This window comes from Paenibacillus sp. EZ-K15 (genome assembly GCF_002573715.1).
Lineage (GTDB): Bacteria > Bacillota > Bacilli > Paenibacillales > Paenibacillaceae > Paenibacillus_AQ.
Genome location: NZ_PDHM01000018.1, coordinates 290,849 through 310,567 on the forward strand (window position 1 = coordinate 290,849; position 19,719 = coordinate 310,567).

Here is a 19,719-nt window from a genome sequence, read left to right on the forward strand (position 1 = left end):
GAGGGTTATCTGATGAAAAAAAGAATGTCTGTCCTGATTTCGGTATTATTCGTGTTCACCGCGTTACTATCTGCTTGCGGAGGCGGCAATGCCTCTGGAGGAGATAACGGCAAGAAAGTCATCAGTGTCGCTCTATGGGACGAAAATGTGCGGGATACGCTGGACAAGTCCATTAAAATTTTCAATGAGAAGCACCCGAATGTTGAAGTGAAAGTGACTTACACCCCATGGGCCGATTATTGGACCAAGCTGAAAACCAGCCTTGCCGGTAACAGCGGTCCTGACGTCTACTGGATGAACGGTCCTAACTTTCATTCCTATGCCTCCTCCGGTCTGATCAAAGACCTGTCTCCCCTAATTGAGCAAAGCGGTCTGGACACCTCGGTTTATACCGAAGCGCTCGTCAATATGTACACCTATCAGGGTAAACTTCACGGACTCCCTTACTTCCAGGATTCCGTCGGACTTTTTTACAATAAAGAATTGTTTGACCAAGCAGGTCTGCCATATCCCGACAAGAGCTGGACCTGGCAAACCGTCGAGGAGAACGCAGCCAAGCTGACGGATAAATCGAACGGCATTTACGGCTTCATCGCGCCGATCGACAGCCAAATCGGATATTACAACTTCATTGCTCAAGCGGGCGGATACGTCATCTCGGACGATAAGAAATCATCCGGGTTCGATACACCCGAAGCGCTATCGGCCTTCCAGTGGGAGCAGAGCTTGATTGAAAAGGGTTATTCCCCAAGCGCCCAGCAGCAGCTTGAAACAAAGTCCCGCCAATTGTTCGGCTCCGGCAAGGCCGCCATGTTCCCGGGGATTTCGGTTAACTCCCCCGAGTTGTACAAGCTTCTCGGCGACAAACTCGGTGTCGCTGAACTTCCTGCCGGCAAGGAAAAGGCATCGATCGTTCATGGACTCAGCTGGGCCATCAACGGCAAGACGAAGGTCGAGCAAGAATCCTGGGAACTGATTCAGATTCTTTCAGGCAAGGAAGGTCAGGAATTACTCGCCGAATCAGGATTCTCGATGCCTGCATACAAAGGCACGGAGGGCGGCTGGCTGAAGTCCATTCCATCTCTTGATCTGCAAGTGTTCGTGGACAGCCTGGAGTTCGCCGTACCTTATCCCGTATCCCAGAAAACCGCAGAGTGGCAGGACGCTGAAGTGAAGGAAATTCAGGCGGCTTTCCTCGGAAAGAAATCGTTTGAAGAAGCACTGAAAAATGCCGGCGAACAGATGAATGCGATCCTTGCGACAGAAACGAAATGACGAGCGGCCACGCCCAATACGGAAATTAAGAAAGGACGGTGCAGCCTGTGAGCTCTCCCATCACCGTGACCACAGAACCTCCTAAAACGACAACCAAGCGAAAGGCTGGGAAACTTGCCGTACACGAAGCTGTCTGGGGGTATATCTTCATTCTTCCTGTTGTGCTGGGCCTCGGTCTGTTCTATATGGCACCTTCCGCAGCATCTCTGTTCCTGTCGTTTACGTCGTGGGATGGACTAACTTCACCTCAATTCATCGGATTCGATAACTTCGCAAATTTGATGAAGGACGACAAATTCACCGGTTCCTTGCTCAATACGATGCTGTATACCGTCGGTACGGTGCCATTATCCGTTGCACTCGCAACGGTGCTGGCCGTGCTCTTGAACCAGAAGATCAAAGGCATGGTCTTCTATCGCACCCTTTATTTCATTCCCGTAATCACCATGCCGATCGCGGTTGGCATGGTATGGAAATGGTTATACAACTCCGAATTCGGATTGATCAACCATGTGCTGGGCGTCATGAACCTGCCGCAGCCCAACTGGCTGTTCGATGAGCGATTCGCCTTGTTCTCCATCGTGCTTGTCAGTGTCTGGAGCAGCATCGGATACAATGCCGTCATTCTCCTGTCTGGTCTGCAGGGCATCTCCGGCAGCTATTATGAAGCGGCTTCGCTTGACGGAGCGGGGACGCTGTATAAGTTTTTCCGGATTACACTGCCTCTGCTCACGCCAAGCTTGTTCTTTGTCTTAGTCATGTCCTTCATCAATTCGTTCCAGGTGTTTGACCTGATCTTCATCATGATGGATCAACAGACCACGATGCTGGAATCCACCCGAACGGTTGTATACAGCATCTGGGAAGATGGCTTCAAATACTTCAACATGGGTTACGCTTCAGCGCAGGCCTTCATTCTGTTTATCGTTATTCTGATCATCACCATGGTCCAGATGTATATTCAGAAGCGCTGGGTCCACTACCAATAACAGGAGGTGTGTAGAGGTGAATACTTCAACCAATACGGGAAAAGCAAGCCGTCTAGCGGTCCACATCCTGTTAGTTGTCGGGGCGCTGCTCATGATTATGCCGTTTCTGTGGATGATATCGACATCCTTCAAGTCCTTTGCGGACTCCATGTCCGTTCCGCCCAAATGGCTCCCTGTGGAATGGCACCCGGACAACTACCTGCGGGTCATCCAAACCATCGACTTCGGTACCTATTACTTGAACACCGTTATCGTGACGGTCGGACGAACGGCTGGACAACTCATTCTGTGCTCCCTTGCAGCCTATGCATTTGCCAGCTTGAGATTCCCTTTCAAGAACGCCATTTTTCTCGCGCTCCTGGCCGTATTGATGGTCCCATCCCAGGTCGTTATGATTCCGAGCTTTGTCATCATGCGCGAGTTCAACTGGCTCGACACGTTTTACGTGCTCATCATCCCCGGCATATTCAGCGCCTTCGGCACGTTCTTGTTAAGACAGTTCTTCATGACGCTGCCGAAGGACCTGGAGGAAGCCGCCAAAATCGACGGCTGCAGTTATTTCCGGATCTATTGGAATATCTACTTACCGTTATCCAAAGCAGCACTCGTCTCGCTGGCGATCTTCACCATCTTAGCCTCATGGAACGATCTGCTGTGGCCGCTCATCATGACAAGCTCCGAGGAGATGCGCGTGCTTTCGATCGGGATTTCCAGCTTCCAGGGACAGCATTCCACCGATTACCCGCTGCTGATGGCAGGCGCCCTAATGGCTACCCTTCCCATCATCATCCTGTTTATCTTCCTTCAGCGTTACTTCATTGAAGGCATTGCCATGAACGGGATTAAGGGATAGAACTCGGAAAGCAAGAACCATGCAGAAAAAGAAGTGGACGGAAATGTTACAGGGGTTAGTTATTGGAGCAGGCACCATGGGAAGAACCCATGGTGCCGCCTATGCTTCGATGCCGGGCGTTAAACTTGCCGGCATTGCGGATATCCGGGTGGAGGAAGCGCAGCAGAGTTAGCGGACAGACATGGCGTACAGGCCTATGCTTCATTCGAAGCAGCGGCACAGAAGGCGTCGTGGTATTTGAGGAGGTCTTCTGTGCTTTTTTCATTGCGCATCCGTCAATCTAGGTTCAAATGAATGCTTGAATAATATGGATAGCAGGGCTATAATCACGTGTGAGTAATCGAGTTACCGGAATATGTAACCAACATCTTATACGATCAGGAGTGAGGCAACCTATGATTAAAGCAGGCGTGCTAGGAGCGGGAGGCATGGGCGCCGTCCATATCAAAAACCTTCACGGGAACGAACACGTTCAGCTGGCTGCAATATGCGATACCAATGAAACGTTAGCGCAGCAGCAGGCCGAACTGTACGGCACAGCTTACTATACGGACGGCAGCACGATGCTGGAGCAAGAGCAGCTGGATGTGCTGTATGTGTGCATTCCACCATTTTGCCATGGTGATATCGAAGAACAGGCAGCCGCGAAGGGCATTCACCTCATGGTGGAAAAGCCGCTGGGACTGGACGCCCAGTCCGTCCGCCACAAAGCCAAGGTCATTGCTGAAAGCGGAATCATTGCAGCTTCCGGCTACTGTCTACGGTACCTGGACACGGTTGCGATTGCCAAAGACTTTCTCAAGGACAAAAAAATCGGCATGGTTCGCGCCCACTACATTACAACACCTGTACCAACTCCTTGGTGGCGCAAGAAGGCGTTATCCGGCGGACAGCTGGTTGAGCAATCCACGCACACCATGGACTTGGTTCGCTACCTGTGCGGCGATATCACCCGCCTGTATGCCGATATGAAGTTGCTGCTGGTAGACGACATCCCGGACCTCGACATTCCGGATGTGGGCGCCATCCAATTCGTGTTGGATTCCGGAGCCGTTGGCCATATGCAAACTGGATTTATCCAGTTCGATCACCGCAGCGGAATCGAGATCATGGGCCGCGGCTTCCGCGTCGTTCTGGACGGAACCACGCTCTCCATTGTAGAGAAGGAGAAAGAGATCGTGTATCGGAGCAAAACGGACTTCTACAAAAACCTTACCAATGCCTTGATCGACGCCATTCGTAACAACGACCCAAGCCTTGTGCTGGCATCTTATGAAGACGGCTTCAAGACGCTGGAAGTGACGCTCGCGGCCAATGAATCTGCGGAAACTGGCAAACCCGTCATCCTACAAGCATAATAAAATGGGGCATGCTCATGGTCTGAAAACCTTGAGCATGCCCCTTAATTTTGAATTGGCATGGAGTAGCGCAGTAAGATAATATATGCTCGTCAATCTACCCGTTTCGCGTTATCGTGTGCAAAGATACATTTCCGCCCCGCTCTTATAAGCCAAGCGAAATGTACTTCACCTCCAGGAACTCATCCATTCCGTAGTGCCCGCCTTCCCGGCCCAGTCCACTCTCTTTGAATCCGCCGAACGGGGCTTGCGCCGTCGAAGGTACGGGATCATTCACGCCCACAATCCCGTAATCCAGCGATTCCGCAATGTTGACCGCTTCGCCTAGATTCTGCGTAAATACATAGGCTGCTAATCCATAGGGACTGTTATTGGCACGCTGCACCGCTTCGTCTATCGTCCGGAAAGTGGTAATCGGGGCAAGGGGGCCGAAGGTTTCCTCGTTCATGCACTCCATGTCATCAGTTGCGTTCATGATGACCGTCGGCTCAATATAATTGCGACCCAGCTCAGATAATGCCTGACCTCCCGCCAGTATGACGCCGCCCTTCTCTTCCGCGTCCTTGATCTGTCTTACGACTTTATCCACAGCGTCCCGGTTGATCAAAGGACCAATATCGACGCCGTGCTCCAGTCCATTTCCTACCTTCAGTTGCTTGACAAGCTCAGCAAACTTCGCGGCAAACGCCTTCGCAATGCCTTCCTGAACATATACCCGGTTGGCACACACGCAGGTTTGTCCCCCATTGCGGAATTTAGAGGAGATTAATCCGGCAGCCGCTTGGCTCAGGTCAGCCTGATCCGTCACAATAAACGGCGCATGACCGCCAAGCTCCAGCGATATTTTCTTGACGTTAGCGGCAGCTCCGGCCATCAGCTGTTTCCCCACCTCGGTTGATCCTGTAAAAGACAGCTTTCTTACACGGCTGTCCGCCTGCCACACGCCGGAAATATCGCTTGAAGATCCAGTTACGATGTTAATGACCCCTGCAGGAATACCAGCCTGATCGGCAAGCTCTACCAGCTTGATGGCCGTGAATGGCGTCTCACCGGATGGCTTGATCACCACCGTGCATCCGGCGGCTAGAGCGGGCGCCACCTTACGAGTAATCATGGATGCAGGAAAGTTCCACGGCGTAATCGCTGCTACGACGCCAACGGGCTGCTTCGTTACAATGATGCGTTGGCGGCTGGATGATCCGGGTATCGTCTCGCCGTAGATTCGTTTGCCTTCCTCCGCATACCAGGACACAAAGCTGTTAGCATATTGTATCTCGCCTGCTGCTTCCTTCAGCGGTTTCCCCTGCTCTGTGGTCATAATCCGCGCCAATTCATCCGTATGCTCCGCTATGAGCTGATGCCAGCGGCGCAGCAATTCCCCTCGCTCATTCGCCGTCCTTCGGGACCACGCCGGAAAAGCATCGGCTGCCGCATCGACGGCCAGGGCGGCTTCCTTCTTGCCAGCCTTGGACACGGTACCTATCACCTTGCCATCCGCCGGATTATATACATCTATCTGTTCTTCGGTCTGAATCCATTGTCCAGCGATATAGATTTGATTTCGAAACATAGTAAAGACCTCCTCATCATCTCTTCATGGCTGCAAGTGACTGTTGATCATCTTCTTCTAAGGTCACGATTCGTCCTTCTTATTATCCGTTACCCACTTACCCTAATGCAAAAAAATAAAACACCGGAGCTCAAGTGAAAAGCTCCAGTGTTTCCTATATTCATAACGGCTTCGCTAACTTATTTAATCGCTGCGTCTACTTCCGTGATCATTTCGGATACGGACGTCAGGCCGCCGCCGGAAAGATACCAGAAATCCGGATTCAAGTAAACGATGTTACCCTCTTTCGCTGCGTTCGTTGTATTCACAAGTTCGTTCTCAACGACCGCTTTAGCGCCTGAATCCCCTTCGCCTGTGGCAACCGCTGCACCACGATCGACAACAAAGAGATAATCCGGGTTCATCTCAACGATGTACTCATTCGAAATGTCTTTACCATGTGTGCTGACTTCAATGTTAGGATCTACAGCTCCAAAACCAAACACGTCGTGCAGAATACCAAAGCGGGAACCTGGTCCGTATGCACTGATTTTGCCTTCGTTAGCCAGGATGATCAATGCCTTCTTGCCAGTTGCTGTAGCTTTCTCATTCAAAGCTTTGATGTTCTCGTCAATTGTAGCAAGCTCTTTTTCAACTTCTGCTTCTTTACCAAAGATTTGACCCAGCGTGTTCATGTTCGCTTTAAAGGATTCCATGTATTTGCTTGTATCCACACCCAGGAAGATGGTTGGAGCAATTTTGCTGAGTTCATCATACGCATCTTGCTGTCTGCCGGAAATGATGATCAGATCCGGTTTAATGCTGTTGATTTTCTCGAAGTCAGGCTCTTTCAAGCTGCCCACATTCTCATATTTCTTGTCTTCGAATTTGGACAGGTAGGCCGGGACATTCGCTTGCGGTACGCCCAGAACCTCAACGCCCAGTTTATCGACAGAGTCCAGAATACCAAAATCGAAAACAACGACGCGGGAAGGATTCTTCTTAACAAGTGTATCGCCCAGTTGATGGGTGATCGTGATTTCTTCGGTTGCAGCCGGTGTATCTCCAGCTGCATCTCCTCCACCCGTGCCGCTTGTTTTATCGTCTTGACCACAAGCAGCGAGTACAAGCATGAACATTGCTACCATAAATAAAGCCAACCATTTTTTCATTGTTTTACACCCCATTTTTATATTTAAAAGCTTTAATAATCCAACATATATTTGAACTTATGGTTGAATATGTAATTTGTTGCGCACAGATTAAACTATGCCGTCCTGTATCCAAGGCAGCCCTGTCCTTGCATATGATTAAGGATTCCGTGCTTCTGTTCCCCCAGAATCCTTATCCTCTACTCTCTACTACCATGTCGCCTAGCCGTAGTAGACACATACCCGATTGTCATTAATCTCTTCGATCTCAATGTCCATGTCATAGATTCCGCGAAGCACATTGCTCTGAATGATGTTCTCGGTCTTCCCTTCGCTTTCAATGGCTCCATCCTTCAATGCCACGATGTAATCCGAATAAAAGGAAGCGAAGTTGATGTCATGAATCACGATTACAATCGTCTTGTTCAGATCAGCGACAAGCTTTCTGAGAATCTTCATAATCTGTACGGAGTGTTTCATGTCCAGATTGTTTAGAGGCTCATCCAGCAGGATATACTCTGTATTCTGGGCGATAACCATCGCAATGTAGGCACGCTGGGTCTGACCGCCGCTGAGCTGATGAAGATATTTATGCTGCATATCCCCAAGCTCCATATAAGAGATTGCCTCATCTACGTATTTCTCATCTTCTGCGTTCAATCTGCCCTGAGAGTAAGGAAAACGACCGAAGGATACAAGCTCACGCACCGTCAGACGGAGGCTGATATGGTTGGATTGTTTCAGGATCGAAACCTTCTTCGCCAGATCGCCGCTCTTCCATTGGCTGACCTCTTTACCGTCCACCGTAATTTGTCCGCTGTCTTTGCCTGTTAATCTGCTAATCATGGACAGCAAGGTACTCTTGCCGGCACCATTCGGGCCGATAAAGGAAGTGATTTGACCTTTCGGGATCGTAACCGACACGTTATCAACGACTTTTTTGCCGCCATAGACTTTCGATACGTTCGTAACCTGGATCATGCTTTACTCTCCTTTAGTAGCAGGTATATGAAGTAGACACCGCCGATGAAGTTGATAATGACGCTGAGCGTTGTAGAGAACGTAAACACCCGCTCTACAACCAATTGACCGCCGACCAGTGCAATAATGCTAATCAGTATGGATGCTGCAATTAAATACGAATGCCTGTATGTCTTCATAACTTCGTACGCAACATTGACAACCAGGAGCCCGAGGAATGTGATCGGTCCTACCAAAGCGGTAGCCACCGAGATCAGAACGGCAACCACAATCAGAAGCCGCTTCACAACATAATCATAATTCACGCCGAGATTGATCGCTTGCTCACGGCCAAGTGCCAGCACGTTCAGATACTTGGCAAATCGGGCAAAGTACAGCAAGGTCAGCACAACGACAATGACGGAAAGGACCAGAAGCTCGGTCTTTACATTGTTAAAGCTGGCAAACATTTTGTCGGCCACAAACTGGAACTCGTTCGGGTCAATCAACACTTCCATAAAGGAAGACATGCTGGAGAACAGGGTTCCAAAAATCATGCCGATCAGCAGCAGGAAGTAAATGTTGTTTCCTTCCCTTTTGAACAGAATCTTATATAAGACTCCGGCAAATAGGATCATCCCGCCGACGTTGATCAGAAAGTTAACGTTGCTGCCCAGTTTGTACAGCGTGAAGGATCCGAAGACGAAGATAACGGTAGTCTGGATCAGTACATATAAGGAATCTAATCCCATAACGCTTGGCGTCAGTATCCGGTTATTCGTGACCGTTTGAAACACCGTGGTAGACAGAGCAATCGCTCCGCCGGTCAGAATGATGGCAAGCACCTTCTTGATTCTTCTTGGAAGCGCGTAATCCCAATTGCCGCCAAGATCAATGAACAGAAAGACTGCCACCAGGATGATTGCCGCTGCGGCCAACAGGCCGAGTTTGGCTTTATAAGTCATAAGCCTTTCTCCTCATCAGTAAGAAAATGAATATACCGCTTCCGAGTACGCCCACGGTTAGACTAATCGGAATTTCATAGGGATAAATAATGATCCGGCCCAGGATGTCACAGAACAATACGAACCCGGCCCCCAGCAGCGCGGTATGCGAAAGGCTTTTTTTCAAGTGGTCTCCTAAGTACAAACTGACAATATTAGGTATGATCAGACCAAGAAACGGAATCACGCCGACCGTCAGCACGACAGATGCCGTAACCAGCGCCACGATGACCAATCCCAGATTCACAACTCTCCGGTAGTGAAGACCCAGGTTGGTTGCAAACTCCTCTCCCATTCCGGCCACCGTAAACTTGTTGGCAAACAGATACGCCAGAATCAAAAGCGGGATACTAATATAGAGCATTTCATACTGGCCCTTCATGATCATGGAAAAATCACCCTGAAGCCATGCGGACATATTCTGAATAAGATCATATTTGTATGCAAAGAAGGTGGCTATCGAACTGACGATATTACCAAACATCAGCCCTACGAGCGGGATGAAGATCGCATCCTTGAACTTAATCCGATCCAGTATCTTCATGAAGATAAAGGTTCCTGCCAGAGCGAATACAAATGCCACCAGCATTTTGATAAGCGGACCGCTTGTCGTGAAGACAAGCATGGCTACCAAAATCCCCAGTCTGGCAGAGTCCATCGTACCTGCCGTGGTCGGCGATACGAACTTATTGCGGCTGAGCTGCTGCATGATCAATCCGCAGATACTCATGCTGACACCCGCCAATATAAGACTGACAAGCCTAGGAATCCGGCTTACAAGCATAATATGCTGTTGTTGTTCTGTCATCGAGAACAGTTGCAGTGGCGAGATATCTTTAACTCCAATAAATAATGAGATTATCGAGAGTACCACAACGGCTGCAAATAAGTATCTAATCTTCATGGCTCTTCCTTCTATGCGTATGTCTCTAAAATATCCGGGATCTCGCAATTTCCAACACCATTCTCATTGAGATTGATTATCAATCGCGCTCTGATATGCATTATATCATCCTCATTCTGGCTCGACAAGTGTAATTGAGAATCAAAATCAATTAAATTGTTCATACTTGTATATTTTGTTCATGAATTGTTCATAATATGAAGTTTCGAGAAGACATAGCTAATATCCTCAGGTAGGAAGCACTCCTTTCGTTTAAACCTCCATATAATGAAGCTTCTCTAAAAGCCAGACGGATTCAATTCATATTAAATAGATAAGGGAATTTATATTTAATCAAAAGTCGTTGACAATTACTCTAAGTTATATTAATATACTAACATAAATATTATTCCTAACTAAACGTAAGTTAATATGGAATGATAATTAAAAATATTGCTAAATAAGCAAAATGCATATTTGCTTGAAGTAAAGGACATCTTCTTATCAGGCGTATGCAAATTCGATTACACCAGGAGGTTTTTTTTCAATGTCTAAAGATTTTTCAACTGCACTCAAAAGTCGCCGTTCTTATTACGGGATTAGCAAAGAATCCGTTATCTCGGACGAGCGTATTCAGGAAATCGTAAACGAAGCAGTTAAGTATACCCCGTCTTCTTTCAACTCCCAAAGTGCACGCGTCGTTGTATTGCTTGGCGAACAGCACGATAAACTGTGGAACATCACGGAAGGCATCCTGAAGGAAGTCGTTGGCGATGAAGAAGCATTCAAATCCACTGCCGACAAAATGGGCGCATTCCGCGCAGGTTACGGTACGGTATTGTTCTTCGAGGACAACAACGTCATTGCCGGGCTGCAACAAAACTTTGCCGCTTATGCCGACAACTTCCCGATTTGGTCCAACCAATCCAACGGCATGCTGCAATTTGTAGTATGGACATCCCTTGAAGCAGAAGGTCTGGGTGCATCCCTGCAGCACTACAACCCGCTGATCGACGAAAAAGTAAAATCCGAATGGAACATCCCGGAAAGCTGGAAGCTGCTTGCTCAAATGCCTTTCGGTAAGCCGGTTGCTGAACCAGGCGAGAAAGAATTTGCACCGCTTGAAGATCGCGTAAAAGTATACAACTAATTATATAGATGAAAAAGGCCGCCTCCCTAAGTTCCAGCAACTTGGATAGGTGGTCTTTTTATAATGGGCAAAGATTGAAAAACCGATCACTAAGCGATACAATTAGTCAGGTAAGAACCCTCGAACTTCTAAGATAACAGAAGCTCCGGGCAAACTTGCGATAACCAACTACATAGGATGTTGGCTGTACTAGGGGTGCCATGTGCTGAGAGACGGCGGCTTGCCGTTAACCCTTAACACCCGATCTAGGTCATACTAGCGTGGGGAAGTGTAGCATTTATGTTTATTTCTTTTCGTAGGCATAACTGCACTTTCTTCATGGGGTGCGGTTTTTTTGCGTGGACTTATATCATGGGGAGGAAATAACAATGAATGAGCTTGTATGCGGAACCAGTCGGATCGTCGGATGCCGATTCTCGGTATTTCCCATGACGGACCGGTTTGTGAAGGTCATCATGGGCGCACTACATTCCGTGGATACGGGGAAGGTATGGATTCAGACAGATGATGTGAGCACCTGTATTCGTGGACGTGCAGAGCATGTCTTTGATGTTACAAGGGCGATATTCGCCTATGCTGCAGCGAGTGGTGTGCATACCGTTTTTAATGGTACTTATTCCATCGGTTGCCCCGGAGATACGGACGCCGATGTATTTATGACTGAGGATTCGACCCTTTTAAACAACGACATCGGGGAACATGCCGATATTGAGACTGCCTGCCAATTCGCTCTTTACCCCATGGGTACCGATAACTACATGGATGTCATCTACGGTGAAGTTAATCGTGCGAAGGCAGCCGGGACATTCGCCGGAAGCGTTCATTACGCCAGCCGATTGGATGGGTCACTGGCCCAGGTGTTTGGATCGCTTGAAGAGGCGTTTTTACATGCGATTCAATCCGACAGCAGCCATTTGGTCATGACTGCGGTTGTGTCCGCACACAGCCCTTCGGTCAAAGCCGCATCGAATTGAGTTCTATTGAGGCAGACAAAAGCCCGGCAAGCGCCGGGCTTCCTGTCACTACTGCCAAGAATCTTGACAGTTTAAACCCAAGCACTCAAGATAATTACGAGCAGGATAAAGAGAACCAAAATAATTCCTACTGAATTGTTCCATCCACCGCCGCCATATACTCCGCTCATGAAGATCCCCTCCTGGATTTAAAGAATGACGTGATGTAATCACACTATTATAGTATTTCCCGTCTCGTGCTAGTGTCACGGCTAATGTACCCCTCTTTTTATATTGGCAAGGAAATTCTATTCCTCATAACCGATGAGAAGCTTGCCTCCGTACGGATGGAGCATTTCCTCGGTGAATGCCATAAGAACTGAAGGATCATCCTGGCGATACATCGCCGCGAGCGCTGCTTCCAATCGTTCTCCCAAGATCGAGTCATAGCGGTTGAACAGACGGAACAGTGTTTTCCCTTCACCCGTCCACTCCCGGTTCACCCTAAGTACAAAATCACAGAGAATCGCCGCTATTTTGTGCACCGTAAACCATTTTTCGCCATCCCTTCGGGGACTCATCAAATCCAGCATGTACTCGGTTAGCATATAACGGTATTCGTCAATGTCGGTTAGCGTCAAGGGCATGGGGCCGTAATTCAAGTCGCTTCGGGCTTCCGCCCGCACCTCTTCCCCCTCAGGCAGCGCGCGCAGCACCGCCCCTTCTACGACCATCCGCTGCAATGAAGGATTCGCCGCGCTCACTCCCTCGTCGAAATATTCGCGATAGGAGAATAAAGACAATATAAATATTTCCGCGATCCACTCATGTGCCTCTATCGTCTTCCTGCTGAAATCATAACCGTCCCGTTCAATGACTATGATGTCCAAATCGGATTGTTCATTATATTCGCCTCTGCTCGCGCTGCCGCCAAGCACAGCAAGCAAACAGTCGGGATAATCGTGTTGAATGATGCGTTCCGCTGCCTCTACCGGTTCCATCCTCATGACGTTTCCTCCATTATGATTCTGATCCTCCCGAAAAAAGGGCTCAAAATATCTAATTCAGCTAAAACCCTAAACGTACTTGAATCATATGGTAAATAAACGATTACCCTCATGTTGATGACAAGGAAGAAGGGATAGATGAGATGAACTATATTCATATGCTCTCCAAATTAGGTATGGGCAGTGCCCACCCGGGAGGATTCGAGGCAACTCTCCGAATGCTGAAGAATTATCCCATTCAACCGGGCAGCCGCATTCTGGAGGTCGGGTGTGGAACGGGCAGAACCGCATGCCATCTTTCGGAGATGGGGTATCAAGTAACGGCCATTGACCTGAACGAAAATATGATCAAAAAAGCCCGTGCAAGAGCCGAAGCGATGGAAATCGACGTGCAGTTCCAACAAGCGGATGTATGCGCATTGCCTTTCGAGGACAACCAATTCGACCTAATCATGGCCGAGTCCGTTACCGTATTTACGGATACTGCGAAATCACTGCCCGAATATTACCGCGTTCTGGATCATGGAGGCGTCCTGCAGGACAGAGAATTGCTGCTTGATAAACCCATGCCTGAGGCAAAACTTCAGGAACTGCTCGAATTCTTCGGAATTCCTAATCTCATGATGAGGGAAGAATGGGCCGACTCCCTCTTGGTTTGCGGGTTTAAACAGGAAGAAATTCTGGAGTACAACCACTTCAATGAGCAGTTAAAGGAAGAACAAACACGTCATCTGGATACATTTGAACAGCGCGATAAAGGACTCCTGTTCGATGTGGCGCTCTGGGAAACGCTGTTCAAGCATGACCGCATGATCCTGGATAATACCGATTATCTCGCTTCCGCCTTATTCCGAGCTGTAAAATAAAACTACTTCATATCTGTGCATCAAGTGGGGATTCGCATATTTGCTGCGTCTCCCCTCTCCCTTCTCAATTTCAGTTCTTTCGACCTAATCCAACACTTTTTGTCAATTCGTTATATCTAGTTTTGCCTGTCGATGCTATAATCATGGTAAATATATCCTATGTTGTTGAGGAGGACTCATTCTTATGGCATGGTTCAACAGACTCCCTATCTCGCGAAAAATTACCGCAGCCTGTTTTCTCATTGCCGCTTTGTTTGCGGTTCCAATGCTGCTTGCATTTATTCTAATGGGTAAAGCAATCATTGGCGTGGTCATCGTCGTAGCACTAACCGGTCTTACTTTTCCTCTTTCTCGTCTTATTGAGAAAACGCTTACCAATTCCTTTGCGGAGATCTCCAGCGTTTCCGCCAAAATCGCCAAAGGCGACTTCACCTTCCAGGTAGAAGAGGTTGGGGGCATGAACGATCTCAGCCGAACGTTCAACAGCATGGTGGACAAGCTTCGAAAAATATTGCAGGAAACCTCGGATATCACCCGCCAGGTCATGTCGTCAAGCTCCAACATCTCGATTAAAAACCAGGAGCTCATTCAAGTGATGAATCAAGTCTCCTTATCTTCCAATGAGCTGGCCGTCGGCGCGAACGAAATATCGGAAGACGTAGCCGAAATGACGCATTCCATCGGTGAGATCGAAGAGAAGGTCAGCAATTATACGCATTCAACCCAGGAAATGAATACCCGTTCGATCGAAACGCTGGGACTGGTTGAGCAAGGAAGGGACTCCGTTGCCAAGCAGTCTGCAGGGATGCAGCGTAATATTGACGCAACAGCCAAGGTCTCGGAATCCATTGATGCGCTGGCTAAAAGCGCCAGAGGAATTACGCAGATCACGGAGACGATCTCGGAACTGGCCGATCAGACCAACTTGTTATCCTTGAACGCATCCATTGAAGCGGCAAGGGCAGGCGAGCATGGCGCTGGCTTTGCCGTTGTCGCCCAAGAGGTGCGTAAATTGGCTGAGGAATCCACATCATCGACAAGAGAAGTATTCAATCTCGTACGGAGCATTGAATCGGACGTCAAACATGCAACTCAGAACATAAAAATTAATGAAGAGGTCGTCAGGCAGCAAACCGAAATGATCCGTGAAGCTGAGCTGGTGTTCATGGAGATTGTAAACAGTGTGCAGTATATTTCGGAACAGATCGCCGCTTTCTCCAAGGAGAGCGAATCCATGCTGGAAAGTGCGAAGAGCATTTCTTCCGCAATTCAGAATATATCGGCGATTACGCAGCAATCCGCCGCAGGAACGGAGCAGGTGTCGGCATCCATGAATGAGGGCATCTCATCGATCCAGAAGATGGCCGAGGAAGCAGAAGCGATGAATAATGCCGTCTTCCGGCTGCAAAAAACGATCAACATTTTCAAATTTTAAGTAGGGTACAGCCTACATACATCATGTCTACTGCTTTCGAAGCGGAAACGAACCAAAAATGCAAAAAATGGCTGTGCAAGGATACCATCCTGGGCACAGCCATTTCTTCATTGACACATTTTTTCGATCTACGAACCGTCCATGTGAGCAAACCCTTCATATGGGATGGGATAGCTCCCTTTTGTATCATGTCAAGTACACCTGCATTATTGCTCGCTCCATAACCGCGCGATATTCACAAGCCGCCCTTCTTCAAACTCGACTCGGTATATATCCGGCAGCGTCGTTCCTTGCCAGAAAAGGTAATCGAACCGTTGATCATAATGCTGCAGCATAAGTGTCATAATGTCGCCGTGCGTGCCAATCACGACACGCTTTCCTATATGCGCATTCAAGATTTCCTCTAGCACCTGGACTGCTCGGCTTTGTGCGGTTTTGCTGGATTCCCCTCCGGGGAAGGACGTAGTTGGATCCTGAAACAGTATCTTTTTGGCATCGAGGAAGGAATGCCCCTGAAAATCTCCGACCTTCCGTTCCCTTAAGTCCTCTTGCTCCGCAATCGGGAGTCCTAAAGCATCCGCCAATGGTTGGACCGTGTCCTTGGCTCGCTGATAAGGGCTTGAAGTAATAGCGTCAATCCCTTCACCCAGGAGCAATTCCTTGACTCGAACCGCAGCGAGGGAACCCTCCGCGGACAATCCCCGCGTCCTTTCCTTCCCATCGATAAAAGGAGATTTTGCATGTCTCACAAAATAGATAGTCGTCATCCTTCGACCTCTGCTTCTTTATGAGCCTCACCCTTTAATACGGGCTCCATCATCATCTCTACAAATGGTGTTAACGGTAACACCCCCAATGACTCCAAGGGAATCCATTTGGCTCCTAATGAGTCTTGGCCGTCACCGTCCGTTTTGATAACAGCTTGAAGATCCAGCAGCTCGACATCATACATGATACCGATGTGATGCAGCTCTTCCATCTGATTCGCCTCATACTGATATACGATCGTGTAAGATACAGCCGTCCGAATGCTCCCCTTAATTGGAGAAAGCCCGGTTTCCTCTAAAAATTCGCGCTGCAGCGTATGCTCCGGCTCTTCTCCGAACTCAATGGAGCCGCCCGGTAAATCCCACTTCCCCTTGTGCGGTCCTCTCGCTTTCTGGATCAACAGGATATGATCATGCTGAATCAGTAATCCATAAACACCGAGATGCGTATGTTTCACCACGGTCAACACCCTCCTTTTCTTGCAGTGAAGGTAATCCATTGACTTCGGAAAAGTACGTCTCTCCCATCCTTCACTTCCTGAATATCCTGCTGCACCTGCCGCCTCGTTAAGATCTCCCATTCCGAATACAGCTCATCAAGGATGGAAAAGGCTTTGTCGGCGGATAGATTCAACTCGATTAAGCCTCCCTCCTCCAAGCCCGTTTCCTGATCGATTTCCTTCACCTCGGTGCTCATCAATATGCAATGTACGCCCTGCTCCACGGTTCCAGCCTGCATCTGTTTGATCTTGGATACAAAGGCTTCCTCGGAGCTCATATGCTCCAGACATGAGCATGCGATGACGTAATGATAAGTATCCTCGGCAATTTCATAGTGCTCTACGTCTGCCACAAGTGCCTCAAGATTTGAGCTTACGCCATGCAATGCGGCATACTGCCGCAGCTTGTCAACTGCCGATGGCAGCAGATCCACGCAGATGACCTTCCCGTTCACCGCTTGGATCCGCTGCGCAACCGGGATGCTGTTACGCCCGACGCCACAGCCTAGATCCAGTACCCGCATCTCACGAAACGGTAATAATTCCAAATGATCCAGGACCGTCTGAACGGGCTTGGCTAACCAGCTCCCAGGTTGAAACAGTACGGCTTCTTTGTACAATGTCTCGTGATACGATATTTCCTTATCACGTGCGCGGTTGAATATGTCCATGCTATATCCCCTTGTTCTGGCCGTTATAAGGCCTCCCTACAAATTCCATACGGACAAGCCCATTTCCTTGCTCACTGCAACTCCTGCTAGGATACCTTTTTCTAATCTTCGCTTATCGTTAGCTGCGGCCACTGACCCTTCCATTGCTTCTTTCCTACCCGTTCCAAATAATAGCGTCGCTTATGAAAGTTAGGGCATCTGCGAACCCGAAGCGCAAATAAATCCTCCAGTCCGTAAGGACAGCAGAGCTCAAGCTCTCCTTCGGCGTTCAGCCTTGCCCCGACCGCGGTAGCCGTCTCCGTCCAATGAGCTAACGCATCATGGGTCGAGTGATAGGACTCATCTCCATTCTTCACATGCATTCTGGCCTGATTCTTGACCGACCATTTCGGGTTCCCCGTTGTTGTTCTTAGAAGCTCTTCCAATCGAATATCCCGCGCTTCAGACACATCTTCCGGATCGAAATACACAACATCGATATCCGTATGCCGATCCGTCCCTTCTAACCCATGAAGCAAGTCCCACACATAATTTCGGATGTAGCCTGCAGCAATATAGCATTGCGGCAGCCCTAAGTCGCGAACGATGACCAAATCCGTCATCAATTGCTGATGCTGGCTTATGTACTCCTTTAACCGCTTCTCTAACATACCATCCACCGCCAATGACTTGAATTCTTCTCTGCCCTCTTACCATTCAACTTCAACAAGTTCTTATATTAGTTAGTGCAACTTGAATAAGAGCGTACCCTAAAATCCTGTATTCGTGTAAAAAAGCATAGACCGCTTCACGAAGAGAAGGAAACGGTCTATGCACACTCATAGATATAATTATTATATTCCAGATAATCCCTGAACGGCAAGAGAAAGCAGGGATTATGGGACGCAGCGGGTGATACCCGAGCTGCATGTTGGACAGAAATCTGAGCATGCGCCCTTACAGCTACAACTTGAGCCAGATTGACCTGCGTATGCTCCTGTGAGGGAGCTTATAAGCCGGATCTCGGACAGCCATGCACGAAATAATCCCACTGCCGAACAATCAAGACCAGTGGTGCTAGCTACACAGCCGCGTCCACCCGCTCCTGCGAAGCGCCGTCGCAGCGCTTGCACACTTTCAGGGCAGTCCCGTCCGATTTGGTTCGGGGATACAACAATTTCGTTCGGGTACTCTTGCACACCGGACATGTACCGCGCGCGCGAGTTGGTAGGTTCCACAAGGATTTGCCTCTTTTTTGTTTTGCCATTCGTCAGATACCCCATTTCATAGATTCATTATTATCACTCTTACATATATGAAAGGGTTCGGCAGAACATGTCGGGCAGCTCCATTTAGATCTCACATAATATGGCTCACCACCATTGCAACCTCATCAGATCTGGAATAGATGATGGATCGCCGTCATGGACACCTCCGTCGCACATTCGAAATATTACTTATTTATAAAAGCCAGAATCTCTTCCTTGGACGGTATGGAGACTTGCGCGCCTGGCCGGGTCACCGTCAATGCAGCCGCTGCAGTTGCAAACTGAAGTGCTTCTTCCGTTTCCAGTCCCTCCGTGCAAGCTGCCGCATAAGCACCGATGAAGGTATCTCCTGCCGCCGTGGTATCCACGGGTCTGACGCGGAAAGCCGGAACGGTGAAACGCTCACCTTGTGCATTCCCATAGAAGCAGCCTTGCTCGCCAAGGGTAATGATTACGTTGGAGGTGCCTCTGCCGGTAATCGACGCTGCAGCCAAATCTGCTGAAGCAGTGTCCTCCACCTTTAAGCCGCTTACCACTTCGGCTTCCGTCTCGTTCACAATCAAGGTATCGATCAGCGGCAACACATCATGAGGGATCTTTCGCGCAGGCGCCGGATTCAACCAGACGCGGACACCTGCCTTGTTGGCCGATTGGATAACATACTGCGTCGTCTGCCACGGAATTTCATTCTGCAGCAGTACAGCATATACTCCATCCCACTTCACCTCAGTCGCAACATCTTCTTCGGTCAACCGCCCATTGGCTCCTTCCGACAACACGATATAATTCTCGCCCGCCTCGTTGACCGTGATGATCGCCATCCCCGAGGTGCCTGTCTTGGAGAGGACGGATGTAACGCCAACTCCGCGCTCCTCCAAGGAAGCAACCAGGGTATTCCCAAAAGGATCAAGACCAACCGCGCCGACCATGACACAATCCGCACCTGCTGAGGCTGCAGCCACAGCTTGATTCGCTCCTTTACCCCCAGGAAAAAAAGATGTGCCCCTGCTATGAATCGTTTCTCCCGGCCGGGGAAACTGCTCTACATTACTCACAACATCCATATTAATGCTTCCAATGACAACTAGCTTGCGCAAAGAT

General features: G+C 48.9%; 22 protein-coding genes and 1 riboswitch. Of the genes, 9 read left to right on the forward strand and 13 right to left on the reverse strand.

The annotated features are described in order from the left end of the window. Positions 1-12 precede the first annotated feature (12 nt). The 5 genes from CRG97_RS21625 to CRG97_RS21645 all read left to right on the forward strand — a co-directional run bounded on the left by CRG97_RS21625 (position 13) and on the right by CRG97_RS21645 (position 4,475). Positions 13-1,275 carry an ABC transporter substrate-binding protein gene (locus tag CRG97_RS21625; protein WP_098747208.1) on the forward strand — a complete coding sequence of 421 codons (1,263 nt, stop codon included), beginning with the start codon at positions 13-15 and terminating at the stop codon, positions 1,273-1,275. Positions 1,276-1,322: 47 nt separating this feature from the next. Continuing rightward, entirely contained in the window at positions 1,323-2,264 is a 942-nt protein-coding gene (locus CRG97_RS21630; RefSeq protein WP_098747209.1) for a carbohydrate ABC transporter permease, read from the forward strand. A gap of 16 nt (positions 2,265-2,280) precedes the next feature. After that, positions 2,281-3,117: a carbohydrate ABC transporter permease gene (locus CRG97_RS21635; protein WP_098747210.1), complete on the forward strand. Its 837-nt coding sequence runs from the start codon at positions 2,281-2,283 to the stop codon at positions 3,115-3,117. Positions 3,118-3,136: 19 nt separating this feature from the next. After that, complete coding sequence (locus CRG97_RS21640; protein ID WP_202618979.1) at positions 3,137-3,289, forward strand: hypothetical protein; 153 nt, start codon at positions 3,137-3,139, stop codon at positions 3,287-3,289. 223 nt (positions 3,290-3,512) lie between these two features. Continuing rightward, positions 3,513-4,475, forward strand: coding sequence for a Gfo/Idh/MocA family protein (locus tag CRG97_RS21645; RefSeq protein ID WP_098747211.1), 963 nt, complete (start codon positions 3,513-3,515; stop codon positions 4,473-4,475). Positions 4,476-4,620: 145 nt separating this feature from the next. Here CRG97_RS21645 and CRG97_RS21650 read toward each other — a convergent pair whose 3' ends face one another. The 5 genes from CRG97_RS21650 to CRG97_RS21670 form a co-directional block, all read right to left on the reverse strand. Next, positions 4,621-6,045, reverse strand: a complete 1,425-nt coding sequence (locus CRG97_RS21650; RefSeq protein WP_098747213.1) for an NAD-dependent succinate-semialdehyde dehydrogenase — start codon at positions 6,043-6,045, stop codon at positions 4,621-4,623. Positions 6,046-6,224: 179 nt separating this feature from the next. Then, entirely contained in the window at positions 6,225-7,196 is a 972-nt protein-coding gene (locus tag CRG97_RS21655; RefSeq protein ID WP_098747215.1) for a siderophore ABC transporter substrate-binding protein, read from the reverse strand. A 201-nt stretch (positions 7,197-7,397) separates the two neighbouring features. Beyond that, the gene (locus CRG97_RS21660; protein ID WP_076325073.1) at positions 7,398-8,156 is read right to left on the reverse strand and encodes an iron ABC transporter ATP-binding protein; all 759 of its coding nucleotides are present in this window, start codon (positions 8,154-8,156) and stop codon (positions 7,398-7,400) included. Next, positions 8,153-9,100, reverse strand: coding sequence for an iron chelate uptake ABC transporter family permease subunit (locus tag CRG97_RS21665; protein ID WP_098747217.1), 948 nt, complete (start codon positions 9,098-9,100; stop codon positions 8,153-8,155). Before CRG97_RS21665 ends, CRG97_RS21660 begins: the two co-directional genes overlap by 4 nt. Continuing rightward, complete coding sequence (locus CRG97_RS21670; RefSeq protein ID WP_076325075.1) at positions 9,090-10,043, reverse strand: ABC transporter permease; 954 nt, start codon at positions 10,041-10,043, stop codon at positions 9,090-9,092. The genes CRG97_RS21665 and CRG97_RS21670 overlap by 11 nt, the downstream gene beginning before the upstream one ends. Positions 10,044-10,569: 526 nt before the next feature. On the opposite strand from CRG97_RS21670, the gene CRG97_RS21675 reads away from it, so the two are divergent. Both CRG97_RS21675 and CRG97_RS21680 read left to right on the forward strand, forming a co-directional pair. Continuing rightward, positions 10,570-11,172, forward strand: coding sequence for a nitroreductase family protein (locus tag CRG97_RS21675; protein WP_098747218.1), 603 nt, complete (start codon positions 10,570-10,572; stop codon positions 11,170-11,172). Positions 11,173-11,353: 181 nt separating this feature from the next. Then, a riboswitch (TPP riboswitch) is annotated at positions 11,354-11,456 on the forward strand. Positions 11,457-11,540: 84 nt separating this feature from the next. After that, complete coding sequence (locus CRG97_RS21680) at positions 11,541-12,146, forward strand: YkoF family thiamine/hydroxymethylpyrimidine-binding protein (RefSeq protein WP_098747219.1); 606 nt, start codon at positions 11,541-11,543, stop codon at positions 12,144-12,146. A gap of 71 nt (positions 12,147-12,217) precedes the next feature. Here the strand turns inward: CRG97_RS21680 and CRG97_RS21685 are convergent, their stop codons facing one another. Next, the gene (locus CRG97_RS21685) at positions 12,218-12,316 is read right to left on the reverse strand and encodes a sporulation protein YjcZ (protein ID WP_076325078.1); all 99 of its coding nucleotides are present in this window, start codon (positions 12,314-12,316) and stop codon (positions 12,218-12,220) included. 117 nt (positions 12,317-12,433) lie between these two features. Beyond that, positions 12,434-13,132: a nucleotidyltransferase domain-containing protein gene (locus tag CRG97_RS21690; protein ID WP_098747220.1), complete on the reverse strand. Its 699-nt coding sequence runs from the start codon at positions 13,130-13,132 to the stop codon at positions 12,434-12,436. Between the two features lie 143 nt (positions 13,133-13,275). Here CRG97_RS21690 and CRG97_RS21695 point away from each other — a divergent pair, with 143 nt between their 5' ends. Both CRG97_RS21695 and CRG97_RS21700 read left to right on the forward strand, forming a co-directional pair. Continuing rightward, the gene (locus tag CRG97_RS21695) at positions 13,276-13,998 is read left to right on the forward strand and encodes a class I SAM-dependent methyltransferase (protein WP_098747221.1); all 723 of its coding nucleotides are present in this window, start codon (positions 13,276-13,278) and stop codon (positions 13,996-13,998) included. A gap of 184 nt (positions 13,999-14,182) precedes the next feature. Beyond that, positions 14,183-15,433, forward strand: coding sequence for a methyl-accepting chemotaxis protein (locus CRG97_RS21700; protein WP_098747222.1), 1,251 nt, complete (start codon positions 14,183-14,185; stop codon positions 15,431-15,433). A gap of 206 nt (positions 15,434-15,639) precedes the next feature. On the opposite strand, the gene CRG97_RS21705 is transcribed toward CRG97_RS21700, so the two are convergent. The 6 genes from CRG97_RS21705 to rbsK all read right to left on the reverse strand — a co-directional run bounded on the left by CRG97_RS21705 (position 15,640) and on the right by rbsK (position 19,715). After that, entirely contained in the window at positions 15,640-16,200 is a 561-nt protein-coding gene (locus CRG97_RS21705) for a histidine phosphatase family protein (protein ID WP_098747224.1), read from the reverse strand. Beyond that, positions 16,197-16,661 carry an NUDIX hydrolase gene (locus CRG97_RS21710; protein ID WP_098747226.1) on the reverse strand — a complete coding sequence of 155 codons (465 nt, stop codon included), beginning with the start codon at positions 16,659-16,661 and terminating at the stop codon, positions 16,197-16,199. Before CRG97_RS21710 ends, CRG97_RS21705 begins: the two co-directional genes overlap by 4 nt. A gap of 2 nt (positions 16,662-16,663) precedes the next feature. Next, a complete protein-coding gene (locus CRG97_RS21715) occupies positions 16,664-17,371 on the reverse strand; it encodes a class I SAM-dependent methyltransferase (RefSeq protein WP_098747228.1) in 708 nt (235 codons plus the stop codon). A gap of 101 nt (positions 17,372-17,472) precedes the next feature. Continuing rightward, positions 17,473-18,021, reverse strand: coding sequence for a nucleotidyltransferase family protein (locus CRG97_RS21720; RefSeq protein WP_098747441.1), 549 nt, complete (start codon positions 18,019-18,021; stop codon positions 17,473-17,475). A 410-nt stretch (positions 18,022-18,431) separates the two neighbouring features. Beyond that, on the reverse strand, positions 18,432-18,617 hold the full coding sequence (locus CRG97_RS21725) for a hypothetical protein (protein WP_074961828.1): 186 nt from the start codon (positions 18,615-18,617) through the stop codon (positions 18,432-18,434). A 186-nt stretch (positions 18,618-18,803) separates the two neighbouring features. After that, entirely contained in the window at positions 18,804-19,715 is a 912-nt protein-coding gene (gene rbsK / locus CRG97_RS21730) for a ribokinase (RefSeq protein WP_098747230.1), read from the reverse strand. Positions 19,716-19,719: the final 4 nt, after the last annotated feature.

Coding starts and splice junctions, on each gene's coding strand:
- CRG97_RS21625 (WP_098747208.1), top strand. CDS start 13: ATGAAAAAAAGAATGTCTGTCCTGATTTCGGTATTATTCGTGTTCACC.
- CRG97_RS21640 (WP_202618979.1), top strand. CDS start 3,137: ATGCAGAAAAAGAAGTGGACGGAAATGTTACAGGGGTTAGTTATTGGA.
- CRG97_RS21645 (WP_098747211.1), top strand. CDS start 3,513: ATGATTAAAGCAGGCGTGCTAGGAGCGGGAGGCATGGGCGCCGTCCAT.
- CRG97_RS21650 (WP_098747213.1), bottom strand. CDS start 6,045: ATGTTTCGAAATCAAATCTATATCGCTGGACAATGGATTCAGACCGAA.
- CRG97_RS21655 (WP_098747215.1), bottom strand. CDS start 7,196: ATGAAAAAATGGTTGGCTTTATTTATGGTAGCAATGTTCATGCTTGTA.
- CRG97_RS21660 (WP_076325073.1), bottom strand. CDS start 8,156: ATGATCCAGGTTACGAACGTATCGAAAGTCTATGGCGGCAAAAAAGTC.
- CRG97_RS21665 (WP_098747217.1), bottom strand. CDS start 9,100: ATGACTTATAAAGCCAAACTCGGCCTGTTGGCCGCAGCGGCAATCATC.
- CRG97_RS21670 (WP_076325075.1), bottom strand. CDS start 10,043: ATGAAGATTAGATACTTATTTGCAGCCGTTGTGGTACTCTCGATAATC.
- CRG97_RS21675 (WP_098747218.1), top strand. CDS start 10,570: ATGTCTAAAGATTTTTCAACTGCACTCAAAAGTCGCCGTTCTTATTAC.
- CRG97_RS21680 (WP_098747219.1), top strand. CDS start 11,541: ATGAATGAGCTTGTATGCGGAACCAGTCGGATCGTCGGATGCCGATTC.
- CRG97_RS21685 (WP_076325078.1), bottom strand. CDS start 12,316: ATGAGCGGAGTATATGGCGGCGGTGGATGGAACAATTCAGTAGGAATT.
- CRG97_RS21690 (WP_098747220.1), bottom strand. CDS start 13,132: ATGAGGATGGAACCGGTAGAGGCAGCGGAACGCATCATTCAACACGAT.
- CRG97_RS21695 (WP_098747221.1), top strand. CDS start 13,276: ATGAACTATATTCATATGCTCTCCAAATTAGGTATGGGCAGTGCCCAC.
- CRG97_RS21700 (WP_098747222.1), top strand. CDS start 14,183: ATGGCATGGTTCAACAGACTCCCTATCTCGCGAAAAATTACCGCAGCC.
- CRG97_RS21705 (WP_098747224.1), bottom strand. CDS start 16,200: ATGACGACTATCTATTTTGTGAGACATGCAAAATCTCCTTTTATCGAT.
- CRG97_RS21715 (WP_098747228.1), bottom strand. CDS start 17,371: ATGGACATATTCAACCGCGCACGTGATAAGGAAATATCGTATCACGAG.
- CRG97_RS21720 (WP_098747441.1), bottom strand. CDS start 18,021: ATGTTAGAGAAGCGGTTAAAGGAGTACATAAGCCAGCATCAGCAATTG.
- CRG97_RS21725 (WP_074961828.1), bottom strand. CDS start 18,617: ATGGCAAAACAAAAAAGAGGCAAATCCTTGTGGAACCTACCAACTCGC.